Here is a 26,024-nt window from a genome sequence, read left to right as displayed (position 1 = left end):
ACAATCAAGACACGATCCGAAAGAACATAGCGATAAATGAGCAGACCTGAAGATTCGCAATGGGCCGTCAGCGTGGGGCAGATCATCTCGCGCCCCGGCCAGAGCAAAACCGTTGACGCCGAGTTTCCTGCCCCGAGCGGCATCGGCGACAATGTCATCGGCGTCAAGGAGGGCGCGCCCGTCAAGGTGAGCGGCTCCTTCGATTCCATCGTCGACGGGCTGATTTTCACCGGTCGCTTCGACGCGCCGGTCCATGCCGAATGTGTGCGCTGCCTGACCCCAATCAAGCGCGACTGGGGCATGGACGTCACGGCGTTCTTCCCCTACGATTCCGCGAAGGCCTCTGTCAACCAAGACAACGGACACGGCAAGCATGACGAGGAAATCGACATCATCGCCGGCGAGGACGAGTCGGAGGACACCTACCCGCTGAGCGCTGACTGCAATTTCGCCGATCTCGAGGCGCTCCTGCGCGACACGTTGGTCGAAAACCTGCCGCTGCAGCCGCTGTGCAAGCCGGATTGCAAGGGTCTGTGCCCGCAGTGCGGCATCAATCTGAACGACAATCCCGACCACCATCACGACGTGGTCGACAACCGTTTCGCCGCTCTGGCCGGTCTCAAGGCCGAGCTGGAAAAGGAAGAAGAAGCGGGCAAGTAGAGCTTGTACCGAGATTGCGTTAGACTTGTCTACGCTTAAGCTCAAATTGTTCGAACGAAATAGAGGAATACCATGGCACTGCCAAAGTACAAGACTTCGCGAGCCAACACGCATTCGCGCCGCTCCAACTGGAAGGCCAGCGCGGCCAAGACTGTCGCCTGCCCCAATTGCGGCGCGCCGACCCTGCCGCACATGGCTTGCCCGAGCTGCGGATCCTTCCGCGGCCGCGTCTATCGCGAGGCTATCAGCAAGTCGCTGAGCAAGTGAAACGCTAGCAGATAAAAGCCCTGCCATCGACGGGTGGCGGGGCTTTTGCATCTCTGAAATAAGGAACCATGCCTCAAGAAACCGATACTGATACCACTCCAGAAACGTCGACCCCTCAGCAGGAGCTGCTCGACCGGCTCGGCACCACGCTTTCGCCGGATTTGCTGGTGCAGGCGCTCACCCACCGCTCGTTCTCGCACGAACACGAAGGCGCGCCGAACTACGAACGCCTGGAATTCCTGGGCGACGCGGTGCTTGAGTTCGTTGCCACCGAAACGCTCTATCGCGTCCATCCCGACATGAACGAGGGCCAGCTGGCGAAGATGCGGGCGATGGCGGTTTCGGAAAAGGCGCTTTCGCAGATCGCGCGCGAAAAGCTTCAAGTGGGACCATATATATTGTTGGGCCATGGCGAGGCGGAATCCGGCGGCGCCGAGAAAAGCTCGATTCTCTGCGACATCGTCGAATCGCTGATCGGCGCGACGTTCGTGGAACACGGCATCGATGAGGCACGGAAAGTCGTGCATCATCTGGTTGACGACGAGCTCAAGAAAGTCGCCACCGAAGGTCCTGCACTGGATTGGAAGACCTCGCTGACCGTCAAGGCGCACGGCATGGGGCTTGAGGATCCCCGCTACCGCATGGCCGTTTCCGGTCCGGAATACGCGCAGGTGTTCACCGCCCGCGCCGTCGTCGGCGACGATGACGAAGTGCTCGGAGTCGGCACCGGTTCCAGCAAACGCAAGGCGCAACTCGCCGCCGCGAAAGCCGCGTGGACGGAGCTGGACACCAACCCCAGCCACCATCAGGCCAAAAAGCGCCATCACCACGGCGACGCCAAAACCAACCGGCAATAATCCAATAATCATCAAAAATCGTCAATAACCACCGATTAAAAAGATAACCAAAACTTCGCGAAATACCGCCAATATTTGGGCAATAGGCAATGTCGCCGCGCACGAGGCATTATGATATCTACCACATCGGTGCAACACCATGGCCCGCCACGAGCGGCCGCGCGGACACCGAACGTCACTGCCAAGTGCGCGTAAACCCTACGCCGCTGGTCGCCGACAATCCTTATGCAAACCCAGAGAGATAGAGGAACGATGGTGTCACCAACGCCTTTGCAGGCATTCAGCGCGGTGCCGAAAGCACCGACGACAACAAACAAGCAGACTCTCGTCGACGGCGAGAAGATGACGGGCGCGCAGGCGCTGATTCGCACGCTGGAAGACCTGGGCGTTCAGGACGTCTTCGGCATTCCGGGTGGCGCGATCCTGCCGGTCTACCACCAGATTCATGACGACACCAAATTCCGTTTCGTGCTGATGCGCCACGAGCAGGCCGCCGGGCACGCGGCCGAAGGGTACGCTGTGGCCACCGGGCGCGTGGGCGTATGCATCGTCACCTCTGGGCCGGGAGCCACCAACATGGTCACCCCAATCGCCGACGCAAACATGGATTCCGTTCCGCTCGTGGTCATCTCCGGACAGGTCGGCGTGGACTCCATCGGCACGGACGCCTTCCAGGAGGCCGACACCGTTGGCATCACCTATCCGGTGGTGAAGCATTCCTACCTCGTCACCGACGCGCAGGACATTCCGCGCGTGCTCTCCGAAGCGCACTATATCGCGCGTACCGGCCGCCCAGGCCCCGTCGTGGTTGACATCACCAAAACCGCGCAGGTCGGCGATATGTATTACACATGGCCGCAAAAGCTGCTGCTTCCCGGCTACAACCCCACGACCAAACCGCACGGCCACGTCCTGCGCGAGGCCGCAAAACTCTTTGAGCAGTCGTACCGTCCGGTGCTCTACGTCGGCGGCGGCGCGATGCGTTCCAACGCAGGTGAGCAGGTCAAGGAACTGGCCGATCTGACCGATTCACCCATCGTCACCACGCTTCCGGCGCGCGGCATCGTTCCGGATTCCGACCCGAAAGTGCTTGGTATGCTTGGCATGCACGGCACATTGGCCGCCACGGCGGCGGCGCAGAGATGTGACCTGTTGGTCGCCATCGGCGCCCGTTTCGACGATCGCGTGACCGGCAAGTTGGAGGCTTTCGCCCCGGCCGCCCGCGTCATCCACATCGATATCGACCCGGCGGAAATCGGCAAGCGCCGTCAGCCCGACGTACCAATCGTCGGCGACGTGGCGGAAGTGCTTGACGCGCTGAACGCCGAGATCAAGCACGGACAAGCCATCCACGGCAAGCCAAACCTCGAGTCCTGGTGGAAGCTCATCAATTCGTGGCGCGAAAAGTACCCGATGAAATACGACGAGAAGACGCCGGACGGCACGCTCTCGCCGCAATGGGTGGTCGAAGAGCTCTCGCGCCAAGCCACGCCTTCCACCATCTGGGTCTCCGGCGTGGGCCAGCACCAGATGTGGGCCTCGCAGCTCATCGATTTCGAGAACCCGCACTCCTGGATTTCCTCGGGAGGCTTGGGAACCATGGGCTTCGGACTGCCCGCGGCCATCGGCGCGCGCGTCGGTTCGGCCCGCGATTTCGGCGGGAAGAAGCCGGTCTGGCTGATCGACGGCGATGGCAGCTTCCAGATGACCTCCGAGGAGCTCGCGGCCGCGTTCATCGACAACGCGCCGGTGAAAATCGCGATCCTCAACAATTCCGTCTACGGCATGGTCCGCCAGTGGCAGACGCTCTTCTACGACAAGCATTATTCGCAGACCAGCATCCAAGATGGCGAGAACACCGAGGACATCGTCAACGTGCCTGATTTCGTCAAGCTCGCCGAGGCATACGGTTGCGTCGGCATCCGGGCCACGACGAAGGACGAGGCGAAGGCCGCGATCAAGCGCGCCAACGAGATCAACGACCGGCCAGTACTGATCGACTTCCGCGTCTACAAGGACGCGATGGTCTGGCCGATGGTCGCCGCGGGGCAGTCCAACGACACCGTGACCTACATGCCGGGTATTCAACCGCTGCTGCACCATGGCGCGGCAGCCGGCGATGCCCAAGCCGACGATGACGGTGACGGTGACGAAGCCGAGGCCGAAACCGCCGACACCGCGAACGCAACGGATCAGAAGAAGTAAGGACAAGGCGAAAGGAATATCATGGCAATCTATCCCGCATCCACTCCGCATAGCGAGCGTCACACCCTGTCCGTCCTGGTCGAGAACCGCCCCGGCGTCCTGGCCCGCATAGCAGGCCTCTTCGCCCGCCGCGCCTTCAACATCAACTCGCTTTCCGTATCCCCCACCGAGCGCCCCGACATCTCGCGCGTCACGGTGACCGCCGACGTCGAGCAGGTGCCGCTGGAGCAAATCATCAAGCAGCTCAACAAGCTGCTGCACGTCCTGAAGATCGTCGACCTCGACAATATGGACGCCGTCCAGCGCGAGCTGGTGCTCATCAAGGTCGCCGCCAACGAGACGAACCGCTCCGACGTGCTGGAAATCGTGCGCCTCTTCCGCGTCCGCGTGGTCGACGTGCACCCCGAGTCCCTGACCATCGAGGCCACCGGCGACGAGGGCAAGATCGACGCATTGCTCGGCCTTTTGGACGACTACGGCATCATCGAGCTGGTCCGTTCCGGCGCCGTCGCGGTCACCCGCGGCCCGCACGCCCTGAGCGAAAAAGTCGTCGGCAGCGAAATCACCGGCAGATGACGAAGTAGCTCTCAAGAATAATAGGGGTTGTGCTTTTGTGGTAGCATAATCCCTATTATTTTTGTCTTTACCAATTTTAGTGATATCATTTTGATATCACTTAAGGAGGCATGCATGGGATCACTACTTATCAGAGACATCAACGACGAGAGCCTTGCCAAGCTGAAGAAAATCGCCAAAAAGCAACATCGTTCCACAGAAGCGGAAGCCCGTTCCCTCGTTGAAGACTTTACTGCAGGTTTGCTGGTTTCTCATGAAGTTGAAGAAACAAACTTTTATGACGAGCTCCGCACATATATGGAAAAGGAAGGCATCAAAGGCATCGATGATTTTGAACTTCCCTTGCGCGCCGAAACTGCCGAACCAATGACGTTCGAGGAATAATGATTATTCTCGACACCAACGTCATCAGCGAACTTTATAAACGCAAACCGAACGCCAACGTCGTCAATTGGATAAAGCAGCAGCCCGAATCATCGCTTCGGCTTTCTTCGATTACTGCTGCCGAGCTCCTTTACGGACTGGGCCTCATGCCAAACGGGAAAAAGAAACAAGACCTTGCCCGCCTGATTTCCCTGACCCTTTTGAAATACAACGGAAGAATCTCGCCATTTGATTCCAATGCGGCGATCATGTATGCAGAAATCGCGGCACAGCGAAAACATGCCGGACATAATGTGGGTATCTGCGATACTCAAATCGCCGGCATTGCGAAATCGCGGGAGACGGCAATCGCCACAAGGAATGTCAAAGATTTTGCAGACACCGGAGTGGAAATCATCAACCCTTGGGACTAAAGGAAATCAATCTATTCGACCTGCTCGGAGAGGTCCATCCACTCGGATTCTAGGGACTCGGACTCGGCGGAGTTGGCGGAGAGCTGCTCGTTGAGCTTGCCTAGGCCGACGTAATCGGACGGGTCGTGAGCGGCCATTTTCTGCTCGATCTTCGATTTCTCGGTTTCGAGTTTGGCAAGTTTGCGCTCGATGGCGGAGAGACGACGAGTGGCGTCGTGGAACGCCTTGCCGGTCAGTTTCTGGTCATCGGATCCTGACTCGGAATTCCCATTACTGCCATCATCGCTTGCATCGGACGTTTGAGAATCAGATGGGCTATTGCTCGAAGAGGAGCCTTTGCCCGATGACTTGCCGCTGCGATTGTCACCCAAAACCTCATCAAGCGTCTCGCCGTTCTCGATCTTCTGCACCATGTCGAGGTAGTCATCGACGCCGCCGGGAAGGTGACGGACCTTGCCACCGATCAGGGCGAATTGCTCGTCGGTCACACGTTCGAGCAGGTAGCGGTCATGAGAAACCACGATCAGTGTGCCCGGCCAAGAATCGAGCAGATCCTCCATCACGGCCAGCATGTCGGTGTCGAGATCGTTGCCGGGCTCGTCCAAAATCAAGACGTTCGGCTCGTCCAACAGAATCAGCAACAGCTGCATGCGACGCTTCTGCCCGCCGGAAAGATCGGCGATCGGCGTCATCAGCTGCGCAGCCGAAAAACCAAGACGCTCCATCAACTGGCTGGTCGAAACCTCTTTGCCGTCGACCTCATAGGTTGGCTTGTAGCGGCTCAGCACTTCCTTGATCTTGTACTTGTTGAGCTTCTCCAGCTCATCGAGCCGCTGCGAAAGCACCGCGAACTTCACGGTCTTGCCGATTTTCACATGGCCCGTCGTCGGCATCAACGTGCCGTCGATAATCCTCAACAATGTCGACTTACCGGCTCCGTTCGCTCCAACAATGCCGAACCGATCGCCGGGCCCAATAAGCCAAGTGACATCGTCAAGAATCTTCCGCCCGCTGACCGTCACCTTTTGCGCGGCGGATGTCGTCTCATCATCGTCAACGGCAAGTTCCACAGATCCGATGACTTTGGGTTCCTCATATAAGGCAGGAACGATATTCCTACCGTCGTCGCTTTCACCTTGCAGATGCTCGAAAATCTGGGTCACATCGTTCAAATCGACGACCTGCTTGCCCAGCCGCGAAGTCGCCATCTGCTTGAGCTGTAATGTATTACGCATCGGCGGCACGTCGGCGATCAGTTCGTTGGCCTGCTTGACGTGGAACTTCTGCTTCGTGGCACGGGCGCGGGCGCCGCGGGTCAGCCAGGCCAGCTCTTTGCGGGCGAGGTTGCGCCGGCGTTCCTCGCGGATGTCAGCCTGCCGGTCGCGTTCGACACGCTGGAGCATATAGGCGCTGTAACCGCCTTCGAACGGGTCGATCGTCCCGTCGTGCACCTCCCACATCGACTCGCAGACCTCGTCCAGAAACCAGCGGTCGTGGGTGACCAGCAGCAGCGCACCCTGCCCTGCGGCCCAGCGGTTCTTCAGGTGTTCCGCCAGCCAGTGAATGGTGACGATATCCAAGTGGTTCGTAGGCTCGTCGAGCGCGAGAATGTCCCAATCTTTCAGCAAAAGCCGAGTCAAGTCAGCACGCCGACGCTGCCCGCCGGAAAGCGAGCCAATCTTGGCGTCAAGGCTCAAACCTCCAAGCAATGCCTCCACGATTTCACGCGAACGAGTGTCGGACGCCCACTGATAATCCTCGCGTCCCTCGAGCGCGGCTTCGCGCACAGTAGCATTGTCGTCAAGCGGATCACGCTGGTCGAGCATGCCAAAGGTCAGGCCGTTGCGAGTGGTCACACGCCCGGAATCAGGTTGCTGCGTGCCGGCCAACAAGTGCAACAATGTGGATTTGCCGTCACCGTTCTTGCCGACGATGCCGATGCGGTCGCCTTCGAAAACGCCCTGCGTCACATCAGTGAAAATGTTTTTGGTGGCGAAATCAAGCGAAACGTGTTCAAGTCCCAAGTCATAAGTCGGCATAGTGATTCGATGGTACCGCCGCCTATCAACACTCTTTCACTCACTCATCGCGCGGGCGCTGGCGGCGCAACGCACGGCGAACGCGGAGAAGACCTGCTCGGCGAGCGGCTGCAGCTCGACGTCGTAGCGCTTGAAATCCTCGCGAATCTTGGCGATCTGGCTTTTCTTCATGCCCTTGACCATGGAAGGCTCGCTGAGCCATTCGTCCAGCAGCGTCGGTGTGACCTCGAGATGGAATTGGAGCCCGAGCGCGCTTTTGTAGCAGAACGCCTGGTTCTCGGTGTATTTCGATGAGGCAAGAAGCTGCCCGCCCTCAGGCACGGAAACCATGTCGTTGTGCCAGTTGAGCACGTTCATCTGGTCGGTCCACATCGGGAACCAGTCGTTCTTGGCCACGCGCTTGATGGGCGCGAACCCGATTTCGGAGCATTTTCCGCTTTGCAGCTTGCCGCCGAGCGCCGTGGAGATGATCTGGTGCCCCAGGCAAATGCCCAGCACCGGTTTGTTGTTTTTCACGGCCTTGCGCACGAGCTTGGCCTCGGTTTTAAGCCCTGGAAACTCCTTGAAATCCTGCGCTCCCATCGGGCCGCCCATCACCACGAGCCCTGCGATCTCCTCGCTTTTGGGCAAGTCCGGATTCGCCCGGCCCACGATGCTCACGGTCTCGCTGGGCATGCCAAGATCATCAAGATTGTCGAGGATTCGCCCCGGCTTCTCACACGGGACATGTTGCAGAATAAGCACTTTCGGCTTTGTCATGGTTCCATTGTGACATTCCGGCACCCCAAATAGGTAACGATTGACTTTCCAGCGAACGCGATTTGTCCATTTTGTCGGCGAAAGCCCATATTCTTGAGTTTATGGAAAACGCCACGAAACCGCAGAATTCCAACCTTCCCGAATCTGCCCCGCAACCGGGGCTCGCCGATGCCGCCACTGGCTTGAAGCTCTATAACACTGCCACGCACGAGGTATCCGAATTCACGCCGATCAAGCCCGGCAAGGTCGGCATCTACGTCTGCGGCGCCACGGTGCAAAGTTCGCCGCATATCGGCCATATCCGCGCGGCCGTCGCCTTCGACATCGTCCGTCGTTGGTTTGAAAAGCTCGGTTACGACGTCACTTTCATTCGCAATGTCACGGACATCGACGACAAGATCTTGGACAAGGCCGCAGCGGCAGACCAGCAGTGGTGGGCGCGCGCCTATTATTACGAACGCGAATTCACCCACGCCTACGACACGCTCGGCGTGCTCGCCTCGACTTACGAACCCCGCGCCACCGGCCATATCGGCGACATGGTGGATTTGATCCAACGCCTGGTCGACCGCGGTCACGCCTACGTCATCAAAGACGCCGACGGCAAGCCGACCGGCAACGTCTTCTTCGACGTGGCCAGTTGGCCGCACTATGGCGAGTTGACCCATCAAAAGCAGACCGCGGAAGTCGATTCCGCAGCGGCCGTTGCCGACGAGATGGGCCCCAGTGTCGACCAGTCCGGCGACGACAAATACAATCCGCTCGACCCCGCCGATTACTCCCCCGACAAGCACGATCCGCGAGATTTCGCGCTGTGGAAGGCCTCGAAGGAAAGCGACCCGGAAACCGCCCGCTGGAAGACGCCGTTCGGCACCGGTCGCCCGGGCTGGCATATCGAGTGCTCGGCGATGAGCCACCGCTACCTCGACGGCATGTTCGACATCCACGGCGGCGGCCTCGACCTGCGCTTCCCTCACCACGAGAACGAGATGGCCCAGACGCGCGCAGCCGGCTACGAATCCGCGAACGTGTGGATGCACTCGGCGTGGGTGACGGCCAAGGGCGAAAAGATGTCGAAGTCGCTGGGCAACGGGCTTTCCGTGCCAAGTGTGCTCGCCGAAAATTCGGCTTGGGTGGTGCGCTACGCCTTGGGCGGCGTGCAATATCGTTCGATGCTCGAGTGGAGCGACCAGACGCTCGCTGAGGCGAAGTCCGCCTACGAGCGCATCAGCAATTTCATCGACCGCGCCGGCAAGGCGCTGGGCCCTGGCGAGCAGCCGGGCAGGGACGAGGTCACCGCGGTCACCGCCGACCAGCTGCCCACGGATTTCACCGATGCCATGAACGACGACATCAACGTCTCCGGAGCCACGGCGGCCATTTTCACCGCCATCCGACGCGGCAACTCGCTTGTTTCGGAACTTGAGTCGAAACAATCCGACGCCAATCCCTTCAGCGAAGCCGACATGGCCGTTCTTACGGACGAATATCGTAGGGTCCTCGACGAAGCCAACGACAGGTATTCGGACATCTCCAAAGAGGCCGTCCAAGAGGACGCAAAGGCCCGGTTCGCTTTCACGCACAGCAGCGTTTCGGCGGACGTCATCGACGCACTCACCTCACGCGTCGCCTTGCGCGAGACCCTGCTTTCGGTGCGTGCGATGCTCGACACCTTGGGCCTGGACCCATTGGCCGAGCCATGGAGCAATACAACATCAGCAAACGACGCCAGCGCACAAAACGCCATCGGCGGCACCGACGCCGAAGCCGAGCACCGGCTGCTGGATTCGATGATTCAGCACCAGCTCGACGCCCGCGACGCCGCTCGCAAGGCCAAGAACTTCGAGGTGGCCGACAAGATCCGCGACAGCCTGGGTGAAATGGGCGTCACCATCGAAGACAAACCCACCGGCTCCACCTGGAGCCTAAAATAAAAAAGAATACTTTGAATATGGAAGACATGGATTTCTTTAAAATCTACGCTCCACGGTGTTTCAAACGAATAGAAGCGCCTATTCATCCCTCGGAAAGAGGAGCAGCTGCATCTTTGGTACCTGAAGAGAAAGTTGTGTTTTCACAAGGAATAATAACAGGAGGTTATATTCACGATTGCGCTGAAATAATCAAGGATGCCGATTATCGTGCCGACGTCAACCGATTTGTCTCCGATATTCCATCGGCCACCGAATGCTGTATAGACAAAATAACTAGTGGCATTCCACTCAGTGTAGCTAAAGAACTATTACTGTCTGAGATACCGGTTTCCGACGAAACTCAAGGAAACAAGCAGCAAATTTTCAATACCATTTTTCTACGCGCGGTTTATCTTCTTGTCTTGACACTGCAGTTATAGCTAGATTGTTTCTCCCTACGAACCGCTAGAATTGAGACATTATGGCAGCATTCAGTTCTTTGACAGACAAGCTCTCCAACGCGTTCAAGCACCTGAGGAGCAAAGGCAAACTTTCCGAGGCGGACATCGACGGGACGATCCGCGAGATTCGCCGTGCATTGCTCGACGCCGATGTGGCGCTCGACGTGGTGCGCTCGTTCACCTCCCGTGTACGCGAGCGCGCGCTGAGCGAAGAGGTCTCGCAGGCGCTCAACCCGGCCCAGCAGGTCGTGAAAATCGTCAACGACGAGCTGACGCAAATCCTCGGCGCCGGCGTCGACCGCCCGCTGAACTTCGCCAAGAACCCGCCAACCATCATCATGTTGGCTGGCCTTCAAGGCGCAGGTAAGACCACGCTGGCAGGCAAGCTTGGCTATTGGCTCAAGGACGCCGGCCACACCCCACTGCTGGTCGCGGCCGATTTGCAGCGTCCGAACGCCGTCACCCAGCTGCAGGTGGTCGGCGAGCGCGCGGACGTGCCGGTTTACGCGCCGGAAAAGGGCGTTCAGTCCGACGGCGGCGAGGCCGTCGCGGCTCCCGGCCAGACCAGCGGCGACCCGGTCAAAGTCGCGCGCGACTCCATCCAGTACGCCAAAGACAAACTGTATGACACGGTCATCATCGATACCGCAGGCCGTCTGGGCGTCGACGAGGAGCTGATGAAGCAGGCCCGCGACATCCGCGATGCCGTTCACCCCAACGAAATCCTCTTCGTCATCGACGCGATGATCGGCCAGGACGCGGTGCAGACCGCCGAGGCGTTCAACAAGGGCGTGGACTTTACCGGCGTAGTGCTTTCCAAGCTCGATGGCGACGCCCGAGGCGGTGCCGCGCTTTCCGTCGCATCCGTCACCGGTAAGCCAATCCTCTTCGTCTCCAACGGCGAGGGTTTGAAGGACTTCGAGGTCTTCCATCCCGACCGCATGGCCTCCCGCATCCTCGACATGGGCGATATTTTGACCCTCATCGAGCAGGCGCAGAAGGAGTTCGACGAGCAGGAAGCCATGGAGTCCGCCAAGAAGATGGCGCAGGGCACCTACGGCCTTGACGACTTCATGGAGCAGCTCGAGCAGGTGCGCAAACTCGGCTCGATGAAAAGCCTCCTGGGCATGATTCCCGGCATGGCCGCACACCGCAAGGAGCTCGAAGCCCTCGACGAGCACGAAATCGATCGCACCGAAGCCATCATCCATTCGATGACCCCGGCCGAACGCCGCGACCCTTCCATCATCGACGGCTCCCGTCGTGCCCGCATCGCCTACGGCTCCGGCAACACGGTTTCCGCGGTCAACGGCCTGCTGCAACGCTTTGAGCAGGCGGCCAAGATGATGAAACGCATGACCAACAAGGTCGGCGGCGGCATCCCCGGCATGGGCGGCCCAGCCATGGGCGGCGGCTACGGCGGCGGTAAGAAAGGCAAAAAAGGCAAGAAGAAGGGCAAGTCCAAGTCGGGCAATCCGATGAAGCGCGAGGCCGAGGAAAAGGCGTTGCGCGCCAAGCTCGCCGGCAAGAAGAACTCCAGCGGTTCGGCCTTCGCCAAGAAGCCGCAGAACCCCGCCCTTCCTGAAGGCTTGCAGCAGGCCATGGACGCGGCCGGCACCGACGAGAACGGCACTCCGAACCTTCCGCCGAACTTCGGTGGCGGCTTGGCTGGCCTGCTCGGCTGAACCGCAACAGGTCTCATGGCTCTGACTCTGTCAATATTGCTGGGCGTCATCGCCTTGTGGTGGGTGTTGCGTTTCCTGCCTGCGGGCGCGGATGGGCATGGCTTGCTGCCGTATCTCATCGCGTTCGTCCGTTTTCTCTGGATTCCGTCGGTGGCCATTTTGACGGTGGCGCTGTTTTACCGTCATTGGATCATCACGATTTTTGCCGCGATATTGACCATACTCACCGGCATATTCGCCTCGCCTTGGTACAGGAAAAGGTATTACAACCCAGCCAAACAGGACCAGGCGCGACAGACAGAGCAAAACCCGAGAATCCAAAATAACGATGATTCTTATACCGTAATGACCCTGAACTGCCGTTACGGCCTTGCCGACGCACAGGCCATCATCGACGCCGTACGCGGCAATGACGTATCCATATTGGCCCTGCAGGAACTCTCCGAAAACCTGGTCGCCGCGCTCGACAAGGCCGGAATGGGCACGCTGCTCCCCTCCTGCCAGCTCGGCGAACCGAAGAAAACCGACAACGGTGGCTTCAACGGCATCTGGTCGCGATTCAAGCCCGACGAGCAAAACGGCGACACCGTCGACATTTGCGCCGCCGACGTGCCGTGTTGCGCGACAAACGGAGTGGCAGCCTACAGCGCTCACACCAAATCCCCCATGCGCGGCTGCCGGGAATGGTCACGCGGCGTCATCAACTTGGGGTCGCTCGTCAGGCATGCTTCCGAAAGCGCCACGGCGACGGGGACGGCATCGGAGCCCGAAGCCGTCATCATGGGCGATCTCAACTCGAACGTCGACCATCCCAGCTTCCGCAACCTGCTCGAAGCCGGATTCCAGGACGCGGGGTTGGACGTTTCCCATGGCGCCGCCGTCAGCTTCCCGGAATGGCTCGCCTGGCCCCGCCTCGAGCTCGACCATATCCTGGTGACTTCCGGTCTTTCCGTCTCGGGCGTGCGGACCCTCACCATCCCGGGCAGCGACCATCTCGCGCTGCTCGCCCGAATCGATCACAGGTAGCTCAGGCGTGTTTGCTCAGAGTAAAAACAAAAGCATGAGACGAAAATGACATTACGGTTTCCTTTTGATTTATGACCGCGAAAACCAAGGAATACAGGGCTTTCAAGGACGACGGGCCGCGCCGAATCGTTCACTCGCAACGAATAAAACTAGGCATATCGTGTCTGTCTATTGACATTCCAAAAGAGTGTCCATATGCTGTCCATTTGGTTGCTATGTAGACGACTTGAACGGATACTAAAAGTACGAATTCAATGTCGAATGCAAAGAAGGACATATTATGAACGACACACAAAATGCAGGCATTCAATTCAATATCTCCGTCAGCAAAGACCAGCTCACGCTTATGAAGCGAGCTGCAGCTCTGGAGGAAAGACCCGTCAAGGAATGGGCGGCGGACAAGCTGCTCGAGGCCGCGAGCGATGGCGTGGAGCAGGAGGTGACGCTCCAGGAGGTCAACGAGGAGTTCGACAAGATCCTCGCCACCTTCGAGGTCCCCGCGAACGTCTGAACGCGGCGAATCCCGCAAGTCGCGGTCCCGGTGAGCGAATCGCGTCAGCCTAAGCTAACGGCTGGTTATGCGTCGCCGGAATCTCAAAAGTAATACATCAATAACTTCTGTGGTGGAATCAAGTTTCGGCTTGGTTCCACCATTTTTTGTGCCGTTCATTACCTCTATTCGCCCGCCCATCTATCCCATAACCTAGTAAAGCATGCCTGAAAATTGTTGGCAGGATATAGTTCCGCCGACTTTCGAACCGGCATCACCATCCCTATCCAGCGGGCGAGTTATAGTAGAAAAGTTATTCACGGGTGCGGGGCCCTCTCAATCCCGCAGGCCGTGAGGAACAACGCGGATTCGCGCAAGTATGCCCCACATACGGGCTCGAAACCGCAATGAACCAACAAGGAGAGCCACAATGGCTACCAAGATTCGTCTGAAGCGCATGGGCAAGAAGTTCTATGCCTTCTACCGCATTGTCGTCATGGATGAGCGCAAGAAGCGCGACGGCAAGTCGATCGAGGAGATTGGCCTGTACGATCCGAACCAACAGCCTTCGATGATCAAGATCGATTCCGATCGTGCTCAGTACTGGCTTGGTGTCGGCGCACAGCCGAGCGACCCGGTGCGTAATCTTTTGAAGATCACCGGCGACTGGCAGAAGTTCAAGGGTCTGCCGGGTGCCGAGGGCACGCTGAAGACCGCTGAAGACGGCCCGGATGCCGCTGCCCGCGTCGAAGCCGCTGAGGCCGACGCCCAGAAGCTCAAGGCCAAGCAGTCCGAAGCCAAGGCGAAGGCCGAAGCCGAGAAGGCAGCGGAAGCCGCCAAGGCCGATGAGGCCAAGGCAGATGAAGCCGAGGCCGTTGAGGCCAAGGCCGAAGCCGCTGAGACCACCGAGACCGAGAAGGCTGAGTAATCATGCTCGCGCAAGCTGTGGAACACCTCATTTCCAATATCGTCGACTTTCCCGATGATGTGTCGGTGAAGTCCCACGAGAACGCCCGCGGCGAACTGTTGCGGGTGCGTGTGAACCCTGAAGACATCGGGCGCGTGATCGGCCGCTCCGGCCGCACCGCCAATGCGATTCGTACCGTGGTGCAGGCGTTGTCCGACCACAAGGTGCGTGTCGACATCATGGATGTTCGCAAGTGAATCGCGACGAAACCATTTCGCAGCAGGCAGACCCTCAGCAGCGTGAACTGTTGAGGGTCTGTCGTATCGGGCGTGCGCAGGGGCTCAAGGGCGAGGTCACCGTCCGCACGTTCACCGACGAGCCAGAACTGCGGTTCGCTCCTGGTTCGGTTTTGTATACCAAAGACGGCTCGCATACCTACACTATTGCCCGTTCCCGTACGTTCAAGGACCGTTGGATTTTGCATTTCAAGGGCGTTGACAATCGTGACGCCTCCGAGGCATTGAACGGCTTGGAGCTTTACGTTGAGGCTGACGATCCTGAGGAGATGGCCGAAGAGGACGCTTGGTATCCCAAGGATTTGATTGGACTTGAGGCACGCGTCGCCGATAATCCTGCTAACGGAATTGACGCTACCAAAGCCGGCCAAGTCATCGGCAAGGTCGTGGACGTCATCGACAGCCCAGCGCAATCGCTGCTGAAGATTCGCCTGGCCACGCCGGTTGTCGAGCAAAAAGACGGCAGTTTTATTCCTGCGCCTTCTGCTAAGACAGAAAATCGCAGTGGCGATTCCGACGATTCTGAGAACACTAGCAAACCCAATGTTTCCAAGGGTTCCAAAAACAAATCGGGCAAAAAAGATACCGATAAAGTCATCAAAACGGCACTTGTCCCATTCGTCGACGAGCTCGTGCCGGATATCGATCTAGATAAAAACTATCTCACTCTGAATCCACCGGTTGGCCTGATTCCCGGCTTGTAAAGCTAGCTCATCAACCTTCACATAAGGTGTAGGTATCAGCGATCATTCGTCTGGTACCTGCACCCTTTTATTTGGTAATATTTCTGATCTTGGAAGAAGCCGCATGCCCCGGATGCCATTTAGTAGGTAAGCATCACCCAACTGGAGTTCCATCTATCCAGATGGGTGGGGTCACGATATGGTTGAAGACATGAAGATAGATATCGTGTCCGTATTCCCCGAGTATTTTGAAGCCCTCAACGTCGGCCTCTTCGGCAAGGCCATCGAGCATGGGCTGCTCGACGTGAAGACGCACGATCTGCGCGATTGGACCCACGATGTGCACCATTCGGTCGACGATACGCCGGTCGGCGGCGGAGCCGGCATGGTGATGAAGCCCGAGGTCTGGGCCGAATGCTTGGACGATCTGCTTGGTTTGGAACCCGTCGAAATCAACGATGAAGACAATGCCCAAGAACTTTTAGCGACTATCAATAATTCTCAATCACCTTCCGAACCCAACCTCTCTTCATCCGGTCAGCCGAATCTAACTGCGGATAATATAATGGCAGAAAGTGCAGCATCATCTTCACGAACTCCCGATGACACTTCCGTCGATATTCAGAACGATTCGGATAACAGAACGACTACTTCTGTAATCGCTAGCCAAGCAGCCGCAAAGCCGGTATTGATTTTCCCGAATCCTTCGGCACCACTGTTTACCCAACGCGACGCGACCGAACTTTCCCATGCCAGTCACCTCATTTTCGGCTGCGGACGCTACGAAGGCTACGACGCGCGTATCCCCCGCTATTATCGCGCGCAAGGCATTGATATGCGCGAGTACTCCATCGGCGATTACGTTCTGAACGGCGGCGAAGTGGCTGTCTCGGTGATGCTCGAGGCCATCACCCGCCTGATACCCGGATTCATGGGCAACCCCGACTCTATCGTGGAGGAATCCTACACCGGCCAAAACGCGCTTCTGGAGCACTACCAATACACGAAACCGGCCGTCTGGCGCGGCATGGGCGTTCCCGACGTGCTGACCAGCGGCGACCACGGCAAGGTTGACCATTTCCGCCGCGACGAGGCCATCTCCCATACCGACCGCCTCCGCCCCGACCTCATCCGCAAACTCGACTGCAAGTCCCTAGACAAGGCCGACCGCAAAACCCTGATGTCGCTAGGCTGGGAGGTCTCCGGCGCCCATCCCCGCAAGTTGTCCGACTGATACGTTGTTTATCAAAACTGACTTTTTGGGCATTTCAAATAATCGAATAAGCTAATTATCAACATATCCGACAAAAATGTTATTTATAAATAACATAACCCTTGTTTCACGGCTCAATGTTACTTATAAATAACACTCATAGATAGCTATGCTATACAAATATTCAATCATTCTACCAGGCAAATCAGCGACGAACTGCTTACTAGCGCTCATTTAGGCGTGGTCGATGTAGTAGACCTCGGTTTCGCCGTAGCGGCGTTGGTCGGAGATTTGCCAGCCTTTGGGGATGATAAGCGGGTCGGAACGCGTTGAGCGCTCGAATACTAGGACCGTCTGCTCATCTGCGGCTGGAGACGCGACCAAATCGGCGATGAGCTGGCTGCATTCCTCGGTGGTGAGCGCATAAGGGGGATCGGCGAAAATCACGTCAAAAGCCGGGCCATCATAACCAGCGGCGATGCGCTCAGCTCGCTTGCGCATCACTCGGGCCTTCATCGTGCGCGAATCCCAGGAACGGTTGCGCTTGAGATTGCTCAATTCCTTGTCAATCAACGCGGCAGCCGGGCCCGCCGATTCGACGGCGACCAGCTCGTCGGCACCACGCGAAAGTGCCTCGATGCCCAACGCACCGGTTCCCGCGAACAAATCAAGCACGCGAGCGTCTTCCAGCACGCCCCAAGCTTCAAGCTTGGAAAAGATCGCCTCTTTCGTCCGATCCGTCGTTGGCCTGGTGCCGGGCTTGGCCTTCGCCAGCTCGAATCCCTTGAATCGTCCCGCAATCACACGCATATTCGTCATGGTACATCCCATCAGCAACTGGACATTCGACACCGAAACCAATGTGGCTCACAGCAAACTCCACATCCCGCAAAAATCGCAACTAGCAAAGCCAAATGTCACTTTTTATGTGTTTGCAGGAACGCTCTATGCAAAAGATGACATTTAGCACGCCTATCTGTCACTTTTTCGACAGTCGACTCGCACAAACACATAAAAGTGGCAAATAACAGATAAATGACACCACATAGACGATGCTACGTTTCATACACGTACGGCTTCATGAGCAGCCAGTCAACTTCAGCCACTAGTTGCTGAGAATCTCGGACTCGCCGCCTCGTGTGAAGTCCAGCACGGCACCGGCAAGCTGGGGTTGGTCGGCAAGCGTCGGGTCGCGCTTGAGCAGGGCTTCGGCCCGCTCGCGGGCATCGGCGATGATCTTGGCGTCCTTGACCACGCGCAACAGCTTCAGGCCGGATTTGCCGCCGGACTGGGCGTCGCCCAAAACGTCGCCGGCACCGCGCAGCTCGAGGTCGGCCTGCGCGATTTCGGCACCATCGAGGGAGCCTTCGATGACTTTCAAACGCTGCTCAGCGATGCTGCCCGGCTCGGCGCGCGAAACGAGGAACGCCCAGGAATCAGTGCCACCACGACCGACGCGGCCGCGCAGCTGGTGCAGCTGGGAAAGACCATAACGGTCGGCATCAAAAATAGTAATGCAACTTGCTTGCGGCACATCCACGCCGACCTCGATGACGGTGGTCGCCACCAGAATCGGCGTCTTACCGGATTCGAAGTCGGCCATCACCTTGCGTTTGGTCTCATCATCGTCACGGCCGGTCAGCGTCGCGAACTTGATGCCCGCGAACTGCGGCAACGACGAAAGGCGCTGCGCTATCTCATCGACGGCGTGCAGCGGCGGCTTGGGCTCGCGCGGTGTGCCGTCGTCGTTCTCGTCGTCAAAATCGTCGACTTCAACAAACCCGCTTTCGATATCGTCACTGCCCATGCCGGCCGTTGAGGACTTCCTTCGACCACGTCCGCTGGAACTTCCGCTTGCAGAAACTCCTCCAGCCTTGCCGCCGGCCGCGGCCACCACCTCGGCATCGGCCTCGTCCGCGTCGATCCTCGGGCAGACCACATACGCCCGCTCCCCCGCGTCGATGCGTCGGCGAATATGGACGAACATCTGCGCCATCATATTGCCGTCGGCCTCGGGCACGATGAACGTGCGGATCGGCTTGCGCCCACCAGGCAACTCGGTGAGCCAGGAAATGTCAAGGTCGCCAAACCACGTCATCGCGGCGGTGCGCGGAATCGGCGTCGCGGTCATCACCAGCAAATGCGGCGTCTTCTCGCCTTTCGCGCGCAGGATCTCGCGCTGTTCAACGCCGAAACGATGCTGCTCGTCGATGACCACCAATGCCAGGTTCGGCGCTTGGAACATCTTCGAGAACGCCGCGTGTGTGGCGATGATGATGCCCGGTTCGCCGCTGGCCGCCGTCGCGAGCGCCCTGCGCCGAGCCGCCAGTTTCATTCCACCGGTCAACAACGTCACCGGAATAGTTGAAGATTCGTTTTCGGCAATCTTGGCGACCATGCCACTGATGGTCTCAAAATGCTGCTCGGCAAGCACCTGCGTGGGGGCGACCAAAACGGCCTGGTTGCCGGAACCCACGGCCTGCAGCATGGCCGCGAGCGCCACCACGGTCTTGCCGGAACCGACCTCGCCCTGCAACAACCGCTGCATCGGGTAACTTCGGCCCATGTCTTCGCAAATGGTGCCGATGACGTCTTGCTGGCCTTTGGTAAGGCTAAACGGCAACGAGGCGATGAACCTGTCTCGCAGCCCGGAATCCGCACACTCAAACGTCTCGGCCTTACGGGCGTCCTCACGCTCCTGCAGCACCGAAATCTGTGAGATGAACGCCTCTTCATAGCGCAACGTCGCCAACGCGGCATAAAACGCCTTGGTGGATTGCGGATCATGGATGGCCGCGAACGCGTCGGCCCGGTGCATGAGGTGTTTGGATTCGATGACATCTTCCGGTAGCACGTCGTCAATTGCGGCGCGCAAGGCCAACGCGTTCGCCTTATTATCAACGGCGTTATTGGCATCAGCGACAGCAGCGGTGTTATTGCCGATATCATTATTCCCGCCATCACTTTCCGACAATCCGCCATCTTCCGCAACAGAACCATTATCCGCGTTGACGCGTTTCCTCAACGCCGCTTCACCACTGGCTCGCAACGCATCGAGCATCGCGACGATGGATTCGTGGATGTGTTCGGTCGAGATGCGCGAGGTTGCATGGTAGACCGGACGTGGGCGGCAGACGTGCCGGAGCGCCTCGTAGGCGGTCGAAGCGTCGAACCTCAAGGCATTGGCGGCCTGAGCACTCTGAGTCTGTTGTGGACTCGAGACGGAAACTCCAGCAGCCGCGGATACGCCATTTTGCATGTTCGGCTGTGCATTGGCCCGGTTGGGAATACCACCTAAAGAAAGCTCGCCGGCATGGATGGAACCCGACGCCGGATTGCTGAATACGTTTGCGCCTTGCGGCATGACCGTAAGCACTTCGGGATGGGTGAACTGCAACTGACCGTTAAATTCCGTCGGAGTGCCAGCCAGCACCACGTCGGCGCCCTCATGCAACCGGCCGCCCATCCAGTCCATATATTGCTTTTTATGCGAGAAAAAGACCAGCCTGCAGCTTGAAGCCGGAACCTGACGACTCGCGGCGAACGCGGCATCGTCGACGACGGCTTCCAGCCTGAACCCACGTCGGCCACCCATGGGGATGACCCGCGCAAAGCGCACCACCGCCGCAAACGCCATTGGCATGCCGACCTTCGCCTCACGGATCGCCCGCAACGGGACGGGCTCGGTGACGCGGAACGGATAGTAGGTGAGGGCGTCGCCGACCGTCACCATCCCAAGCCCCTTCAACGCACTGACCCGCCGTTTGTTGGCAATCAGCGCGGAAATCGGGGTGGTCAAAGTGACGGTATTGCTCATGGTTCCATTCTATTGAAGGCCTGCGAACGCAAAATCCCGCACAAGTCGGCAAATAGAATTTCAGGAATGGCCATTTTAAGCCAATCTTAAAAACCTATCTACCGACTTGTGCGGGACCGTCCCGGCAAAACACCCGGGAACCACCCCAATCGCGCGATCAGCGCTTGGACGCGTCTTCCGTCGAGGTCTGCTTGGAGAGGCCGAAGGAAATGACGAAAGCAATAATGGCCAAAACAAGCGCGAAGGTGAAGCCCCAGCGCGAGCCGGTGACAAAGGCCATCGCCTTGCCGCCGGAATGGGAGGCCGCCTGGCCCGCACCAAGCAGGATGGTGGCGACCGCGGTGATGACCGCGCCGACGACCTGCTGCATCGTGTTCAAGATGGTGGAACCGTCAGTCGAAAGGTGCTGCGGCAGCGAGGCGAGCGCCGAGGACTGGGCCGGGCTCATGGCCATCGGGATGCCGATCATCAAGATGACATGCGCGCAGATGATGTATGCCACGGATGTCGACGGGCCTGCCAACATCAGCAGGACGACGCCGATCATGGAAAGTACCAATCCGCCGCGCACGAGCCACTTCGCACCGACGATGTCATACAAACGTCCGGCGAACATGGAGACCACCGCGTTGGCCACGCCACCGGGCAGCATCACCAGGCCGGTGAGCGCGACCTTCACGCCGAGACCGTTCTGCAACTCCTGCGGCATCAAATACATCGTCGCAAGTGTAATACCAAAGTTCATCATCACAATCAGCGCACCGACGGTGAACTGGCGGATTCCCAGCGCGTGCAGGTCGATGACCGGGTTGTCCATGTGCAGCTGACGATAGCTGTAGGTGGCGATGGCGGCGATGCCGACCAACAAAATCACGATGACCGGCAGCGAGAATCCGAAATCGCTGATCAGGCTCACGCCGAGCACAAACCCACCGAAACCGACGATCGAGGTGATGCAGGAAAGCGCGTCGATGCTGGGTTTGGTGAGCTTGTAGGCGTTGACCATCCAGATCGAGGCGCAGACCAGCGCGACCAGCGCAACAGCGGCGAAGAAGAAGAAAATCGCACGCCAGGAGAACGCGCCAATCAGGGCGCCGGCGAGGGTCGGGCCGATGGCCGGAGCGAACATCACGACGAGGCCGGCCATGCCCATAGCGGCGCCAATCTTGTTCAAGGGGAAGACCTCAAGAATGACCGAGAACATCATCGGCAGCACCAGGCCGGTCGAAATGCCTTGGATCATGCGGCCGGCGAGCAATACGCCGAACGAAGTGCCCGGCGCAAAACCGGAAATCAACGAGCCCACGAAGAACATGGCCAGCGCGAACAGCAGCAGCGGCTTGGATGGAATCCATTTCAGCAGCAGGCTGGTGAACGGCAGTACGATGCCGATGACGAGCATGTAGCCCACCACCATCCACTGCGCGGTGCCGGAGCCGATGTGGAAGCTCGTCATTAAATCTGGCAGCGCGATGTTCATGGCCGTCTCGCTCAACATTCCGAGGAACGCACCCAGATAAAGCCCGAGCATGGTGAGGTTCGGATGCTTGACGTCCACACGCGCTTTCATCGGCCCGTGCGAAGCCGTTGCGGAAGAGGCATTCTCAACATGCGAACGTTCCTTCATGTCACCTTGCGCGGACGATGACGTTTCCGCACCGCTTTGCGATGACAGCTCATCCGCCGTAAGCGGCTTCACCGTGGCGACTTTCTGCGCCGATTGCGTCAAACCGCCTGTGGGCGACAGTAGCGCTTCCCGCTTCCTGACGGACGTCGAAGCGCTGTTTCTTCTGCTTTCCGACGCTTTCGCGCTCCCGTTTTGCCGTGACGTCCCGTTTTCGGGCGCAGTTGACCTAGACATGGCAGAGCCCATGTTTGTTCTTCTCCATTTCATTCCCACGTCTTATCGCCGTTTTACGGTCGCGCGGGACATTCGTGCATCGCGCCTTCAAGCGCGCTTCCTTTGTGCAAGGGTGGCGCAGGAACGCGCCCACTTTTCAAAACAGGAACCCCTCAATTCCCAAAGCGAGACCTAATTATTAGCAACTCGCTGGACAACGGTCATCGCATCGCCGCATTAAAAAGCAAACCAAAACCCTCAAGGCGCGAAAAACCTCCGCCATCATACGATGTACGGAGGTTTGGAAATTACCATGCGTTTTCACATAGCTGTGTTTCGCTACGCGTTGGCTGTTGCGATTTCGTCGGCGGCAAGACCCACTTCGGAGTTCGAGGCGCCTTCACCCGCGACACTTTCAGGGCTTTCAGCGCTTTCGCCAATCAGTTCGCGATCTTCCTCGGAACGGACTTCGTCCTTTTCGTCTTCCAAGCCATCTACGGGGAACTTGAACACGAGCGTCAGCACGAACGCGACCACCATGGCGACCACGCAAGAGATGACATAGGTCACGAAGCCATGGCCGAAGAACACCGGCAATGTCGCGATGCTGGGCAGCGCGAAAGCATGGGCCTGGACCCCGGAATATCCGGCTATCGCACCGCCGACGCCACCACCGATGCACACAGCGGCGAGCGGCATCTTACGCGGAAGGTTCACGCCGAACATCGCCGGTTCCGTAATGCCGAACAATGCCGAGATACTGGCGGAAATGCAGGTCGTCTTGAAGGGCGCGTTATGGCTCTTGAGCATCACGGCCAAGGCAGCGCCGGCTTGCGCGAACACCGGAGGCCCCATCAGGGCGAGCACCGTATCATGCCCGGAAACCGCAAGGTTGTTCATGCCGATGAGGATCAGGCTCCAGTGGAATCCGAAGATGACCATCGGCTGCACGGCCGCGCCCAACAACAAGCCGGCCACAATCGGCGAAAGCGCATACACCCATTCGTATCCTGCGGCGAGCCCGTCGCCGACCACCTTGCCGAACGGCCCGAACAGCAGCAACGTCACCGAACCGACGAACAGCACACAAATCAGCGGGGTGAGGAATCCGCGGATCACTTCCGGCAGGACCTTGTCAAGCCATTGCTGCACGAATCTCAGCAAACCAATCGCGAGAATAATCGGCAGCACGCTCGAAGCGTATTTGACGCCCAGCATCGGTATGCCGAAGAACGAAAGGGTGGTGCCCTTTTCCTGCACTTTCACAAGTGCCGGATACATCAGCAGACAGGCGATGACGACAGCGATATATGGGTTGGTCTTGAATTGCTTGGCGGAAGTATAGGCGAGCATGACGGGAAGGAAAGTGAACACGCAAGAGGCCATCGCGTCAAGCACCAGATATGTATTACCCGAGGCATCCAGCACCTTGCAACTGGTCAGGATGATCAGCACGCCTTTCATGATGCCGGCTGCCGAAAGCAGGTTCACAATGGGAAGGAAGATGCCGGAAATACCGTCGATGACGACATTCAGCAGACTTTTTTTCTTGGCCATATCGTTCACTCCTTCGTGAAGTTGTTGACCAGCACCTTGCCTTCAGGCGCCTTTTCGTTCTCTTCGTCGGATTGCGGTTCGGCCTTCGCAATAGACCCGTCGACATCCTCCTTGTTGACGAAATACTCGCGTTCATCGACGCCACGCAGGTAGCATTGAAGCGCGCCAACGAGATTCGCGTCGTTCTGGAATTTGCAGCTGACCACATCGGCCTGGGAGACGAAATAGGGGCAGGTCGCATACAGCTTCTGCAGATTGGAGCGAATGGCCTCGATGAACGCGGGCTGGGCCGAGATGCCGCCGCCGATGGCGAAACGTTCCGGATCGACGATGTTCTGGATATTGAATATCTGGACCGCGATGTCATGCGCATAATGGTCCAGGCAATCCAACGCCTCGGCCTCGCCGGAATTGACGGCTTCGAAGAACTTCACGCCATCGATGGAATCCGGATCGACGCCCTTGACGTGCGCATAGTTTGCGCACAAGGCAGGGGTCCCGCATTGGTTGCCCCACACCCCTTCATGGGTCGGCCCTTCGTCGCGGGAGGTGATGATGTAGCTCACCTCGCCTGCCGAGAAATGCGGACCGCGGTGAAGCACGTGGTTCTTGATGATCCCGCCGCCGATCATCGTGCCGAACAGGAGAACGAACCCGTCGCTGACATCTTTCAATGCGCCAACGGTGGCTTCCGCCGTGGCGGCGCATTTCGCGTCATTGTCCATGACAATCCGCACCGGGCAATGGCTGAACAACTCATGGCGAAGATAGAAATCATCGTTGTAGCGCAACGCGCCGCCCATCGCGCAGTATCCCTCGTCCGCGTCGATGATGCCAGGCATCGAAATGGCTATGCCTTGCACGCCCGGTTCCTGCTTGAACAGCTGTGTGAGCGCGGCTATCAATTCGTCACGGCCCGTCTGCGGGGTGGGAATCGACCCACGTGAGGTAATCGAACTATCTTCCAGCATATATGCGTATTTGATATTCGTTCCACCAATATCAATGGCTAAAATTTTCATAATGCATCCTTGCGATATTCATACTGGGCGTTCAAGGCCATAATACGACCATGAATTCCATTGAAAATCGAATTTTCTTCTCGATAACGCGAAAGCGACACAGCTTCCACGCTTGAATTATTGTTGATGAATCATCGTGTTTTGTTTATGGCGACGGTCTCACCGGTGGATTTCAGAGCGATGAAGCACTGAAACCCACTGGCAAAACCCGATGAATCGATGACCACGATGATACAAATCACTGCTCAAATGCCATCGAACCACTCTGAACTATACGGTCGCCATGGTCTTTCCGGAGCCGACGAGGCCCTCGAAATCGGCCACGAAATCGTCCACGGCCGCATCAATCGCCGCGTTCTTCGTCAACGAATCAATGACGGAAGAGGCCACTGTGGAGGCACCCACACCATGAAGCGCCAATTCAAGAACCTGTTGCGAGTTCTTGAAGCTTGCGGCCAGGACCTCACAGTGCAGATTGTTGGCTCTGAAAATGTCGTGGATCTCGCAGGCGACAGCGATGCCGTTATAGCCCATGTTGTCGATGCGGTTGACGTACGGAGCCGCGTACACCGCGCCGGCCTTCGCCGCGATGAACGCCTGCAACGGCGTGTAGATCGCGGTCGCGGTGACGTTGATGCCTTCGGACGACAGCTGCTTCATCGCCTTGAACCCCTCGGGGACGCTGGGGACCTTGGGGAACGTGTTGTCACCCAGCTCCTCGACGATCCGATGCGCGTCGGCGACCATGCCCTTGGCGTCCCTGGCCACCACCTGGGCGTGCAGCTCACGGTCCGGCCCGATAATCGAGCGAATCTCGTGCAGCACCTCAAAAGGCGGTCGCCCGGCCTTCGCCAGAATCGAGGGATTGGTCGTCACTCCATCAATCGGATAGTATTCGACCAATCGTTTGATCGCTTCGGTATCCGCATCATCAATGATGAGTTTCATCGTTGT

At 58.2% G+C, this 26,024-nt stretch carries 24 protein-coding genes; 16 read left to right on the top strand and 8 right to left on the bottom strand.

Annotated features, from left to right (window positions below; genetic code table 11):
- Positions 1 to 36: 36 nt before the first annotated feature.
- From OZX73_RS01750 to OZX73_RS01720, 7 genes are all read left to right on the top strand, one after another.
- Positions 37 to 660: a DUF177 domain-containing protein gene (locus tag OZX73_RS01750; protein ID WP_277150073.1), complete on the top strand. Its 624-nt coding sequence runs from the start codon at positions 37 to 39 to the stop codon at positions 658 to 660.
- Positions 661 to 732: 72 nt separating this feature from the next.
- On the top strand, positions 733 to 927 hold the full coding sequence (rpmF, locus tag OZX73_RS01745) for a 50S ribosomal protein L32 (RefSeq protein ID WP_277142447.1): 195 nt from the start codon (positions 733 to 735) through the stop codon (positions 925 to 927).
- Positions 928 to 995: 68 nt separating this feature from the next.
- Positions 996 to 1,784 carry a ribonuclease III gene (gene rnc / locus OZX73_RS01740; protein ID WP_277150071.1) on the top strand — a complete coding sequence of 263 codons (789 nt, stop codon included), beginning with the start codon at positions 996 to 998 and terminating at the stop codon, positions 1,782 to 1,784.
- A 252-nt stretch (positions 1,785 to 2,036) separates the two neighbouring features.
- Positions 2,037 to 3,989 carry an acetolactate synthase large subunit gene (locus OZX73_RS01735; protein ID WP_277150068.1) on the top strand — a complete coding sequence of 651 codons (1,953 nt, stop codon included), beginning with the start codon at positions 2,037 to 2,039 and terminating at the stop codon, positions 3,987 to 3,989.
- A 21-nt stretch (positions 3,990 to 4,010) separates the two neighbouring features.
- Positions 4,011 to 4,565: an acetolactate synthase small subunit gene (gene ilvN, locus OZX73_RS01730; protein ID WP_277150066.1), complete on the top strand. Its 555-nt coding sequence runs from the start codon at positions 4,011 to 4,013 to the stop codon at positions 4,563 to 4,565.
- Between the two features lie 114 nt (positions 4,566 to 4,679).
- Positions 4,680 to 4,949, top strand: coding sequence for a hypothetical protein (locus tag OZX73_RS01725; protein ID WP_277150064.1), 270 nt, complete (start codon positions 4,680 to 4,682; stop codon positions 4,947 to 4,949).
- Complete coding sequence (locus OZX73_RS01720; protein WP_277150062.1) at positions 4,949 to 5,362, top strand: type II toxin-antitoxin system VapC family toxin; 414 nt, start codon at positions 4,949 to 4,951, stop codon at positions 5,360 to 5,362. The genes OZX73_RS01725 and OZX73_RS01720 overlap by 1 nt, the downstream gene beginning before the upstream one ends.
- An 11-nt stretch (positions 5,363 to 5,373) precedes the next feature.
- On the opposite strand, the gene OZX73_RS01715 is transcribed toward OZX73_RS01720, so the two are convergent.
- Complete coding sequence (locus tag OZX73_RS01715; protein ID WP_277150060.1) at positions 5,374 to 7,401, bottom strand: ABC-F family ATP-binding cassette domain-containing protein; 2,028 nt, start codon at positions 7,399 to 7,401, stop codon at positions 5,374 to 5,376.
- Between the two features lie 36 nt (positions 7,402 to 7,437).
- Complete coding sequence (locus OZX73_RS01710; protein WP_277150058.1) at positions 7,438 to 8,160, bottom strand: type 1 glutamine amidotransferase; 723 nt, start codon at positions 8,158 to 8,160, stop codon at positions 7,438 to 7,440.
- Positions 8,161 to 8,261: 101 nt separating this feature from the next.
- Here OZX73_RS01710 and cysS point away from each other — a divergent pair, with 101 nt between their 5' ends.
- The 9 genes from cysS to OZX73_RS01665 all read left to right on the top strand — a co-directional run bounded on the left by cysS (position 8,262) and on the right by OZX73_RS01665 (position 16,855).
- Positions 8,262 to 10,094 (top strand): cysteine--tRNA ligase, encoded by a 1,833-nt coding sequence (gene cysS, locus OZX73_RS01705; RefSeq protein WP_277150056.1) that lies wholly within the window; start codon positions 8,262 to 8,264, stop codon positions 10,092 to 10,094.
- 17 nt (positions 10,095 to 10,111) lie between these two features.
- Complete coding sequence (locus OZX73_RS01700) at positions 10,112 to 10,513, top strand: hypothetical protein (protein WP_277150054.1); 402 nt, start codon at positions 10,112 to 10,114, stop codon at positions 10,511 to 10,513.
- A gap of 41 nt (positions 10,514 to 10,554) precedes the next feature.
- Positions 10,555 to 12,219, top strand: coding sequence for a signal recognition particle protein (gene ffh, locus OZX73_RS01695; RefSeq protein WP_277150052.1), 1,665 nt, complete (start codon positions 10,555 to 10,557; stop codon positions 12,217 to 12,219).
- 15 nt (positions 12,220 to 12,234) lie between these two features.
- A complete protein-coding gene (locus OZX73_RS01690; RefSeq protein ID WP_277150049.1) occupies positions 12,235 to 13,245 on the top strand; it encodes an endonuclease/exonuclease/phosphatase family protein in 1,011 nt (336 codons plus the stop codon).
- A 280-nt stretch (positions 13,246 to 13,525) separates the two neighbouring features.
- Positions 13,526 to 13,756 (top strand): DUF1778 domain-containing protein, encoded by a 231-nt coding sequence (locus OZX73_RS01685; protein ID WP_277150047.1) that lies wholly within the window; start codon positions 13,526 to 13,528, stop codon positions 13,754 to 13,756.
- Between the two features lie 409 nt (positions 13,757 to 14,165).
- The gene (gene rpsP, locus OZX73_RS01680) at positions 14,166 to 14,663 is read left to right on the top strand and encodes a 30S ribosomal protein S16 (protein ID WP_277150045.1); all 498 of its coding nucleotides are present in this window, start codon (positions 14,166 to 14,168) and stop codon (positions 14,661 to 14,663) included.
- 2 nt (positions 14,664 to 14,665) lie between these two features.
- Positions 14,666 to 14,899, top strand: a complete 234-nt coding sequence (locus tag OZX73_RS01675) for an RNA-binding protein (protein WP_277142488.1) — start codon at positions 14,666 to 14,668, stop codon at positions 14,897 to 14,899.
- Between the two features lie 14 nt (positions 14,900 to 14,913).
- Positions 14,914 to 15,642, top strand: a complete 729-nt coding sequence (rimM, locus tag OZX73_RS01670) for a ribosome maturation factor RimM (RefSeq protein ID WP_277150879.1) — start codon at positions 14,914 to 14,916, stop codon at positions 15,640 to 15,642.
- Positions 15,643 to 15,832: 190 nt separating this feature from the next.
- Complete coding sequence (locus OZX73_RS01665) at positions 15,833 to 16,855, top strand: tRNA (guanine(37)-N(1))-methyltransferase (protein WP_277150043.1); 1,023 nt, start codon at positions 15,833 to 15,835, stop codon at positions 16,853 to 16,855.
- Between the two features lie 213 nt (positions 16,856 to 17,068).
- Here the strand turns inward: OZX73_RS01665 and rsmD are convergent, their stop codons facing one another.
- From rsmD to OZX73_RS01635, 6 genes are all read right to left on the bottom strand, one after another.
- Entirely contained in the window at positions 17,069 to 17,644 is a 576-nt protein-coding gene (gene rsmD / locus OZX73_RS01660) for a 16S rRNA (guanine(966)-N(2))-methyltransferase RsmD (RefSeq protein WP_277150041.1), read from the bottom strand.
- A gap of 295 nt (positions 17,645 to 17,939) precedes the next feature.
- Complete coding sequence (locus OZX73_RS01655; protein ID WP_277150039.1) at positions 17,940 to 20,651, bottom strand: ATP-dependent DNA helicase RecG; 2,712 nt, start codon at positions 20,649 to 20,651, stop codon at positions 17,940 to 17,942.
- A 157-nt stretch (positions 20,652 to 20,808) separates the two neighbouring features.
- Positions 20,809 to 22,380, bottom strand: a complete 1,572-nt coding sequence (locus OZX73_RS01650) for an MDR family MFS transporter (protein ID WP_277150037.1) — start codon at positions 22,378 to 22,380, stop codon at positions 20,809 to 20,811.
- A 450-nt stretch (positions 22,381 to 22,830) separates the two neighbouring features.
- Positions 22,831 to 24,048: a PTS transporter subunit EIIC gene (locus tag OZX73_RS01645; protein WP_277150035.1), complete on the bottom strand. Its 1,218-nt coding sequence runs from the start codon at positions 24,046 to 24,048 to the stop codon at positions 22,831 to 22,833.
- Between the two features lie 5 nt (positions 24,049 to 24,053).
- Positions 24,054 to 25,070 carry an ROK family protein gene (locus OZX73_RS01640; RefSeq protein WP_277150033.1) on the bottom strand — a complete coding sequence of 339 codons (1,017 nt, stop codon included), beginning with the start codon at positions 25,068 to 25,070 and terminating at the stop codon, positions 24,054 to 24,056.
- A gap of 270 nt (positions 25,071 to 25,340) precedes the next feature.
- Complete coding sequence (locus OZX73_RS01635) at positions 25,341 to 26,018, bottom strand: transaldolase family protein (RefSeq protein WP_277150031.1); 678 nt, start codon at positions 26,016 to 26,018, stop codon at positions 25,341 to 25,343.
- Positions 26,019 to 26,024 lie beyond the last annotated feature (6 nt).

It is taken from the genome of Bifidobacterium sp. ESL0775 (genome assembly GCF_029395475.1).
Classification (GTDB): Bacteria; Actinomycetota; Actinomycetes; order Actinomycetales; family Bifidobacteriaceae; genus Bifidobacterium.
Note: the sequence above shows the minus strand (reverse complement) of the source record. Positions and strands in the feature narration are given on the sequence as shown.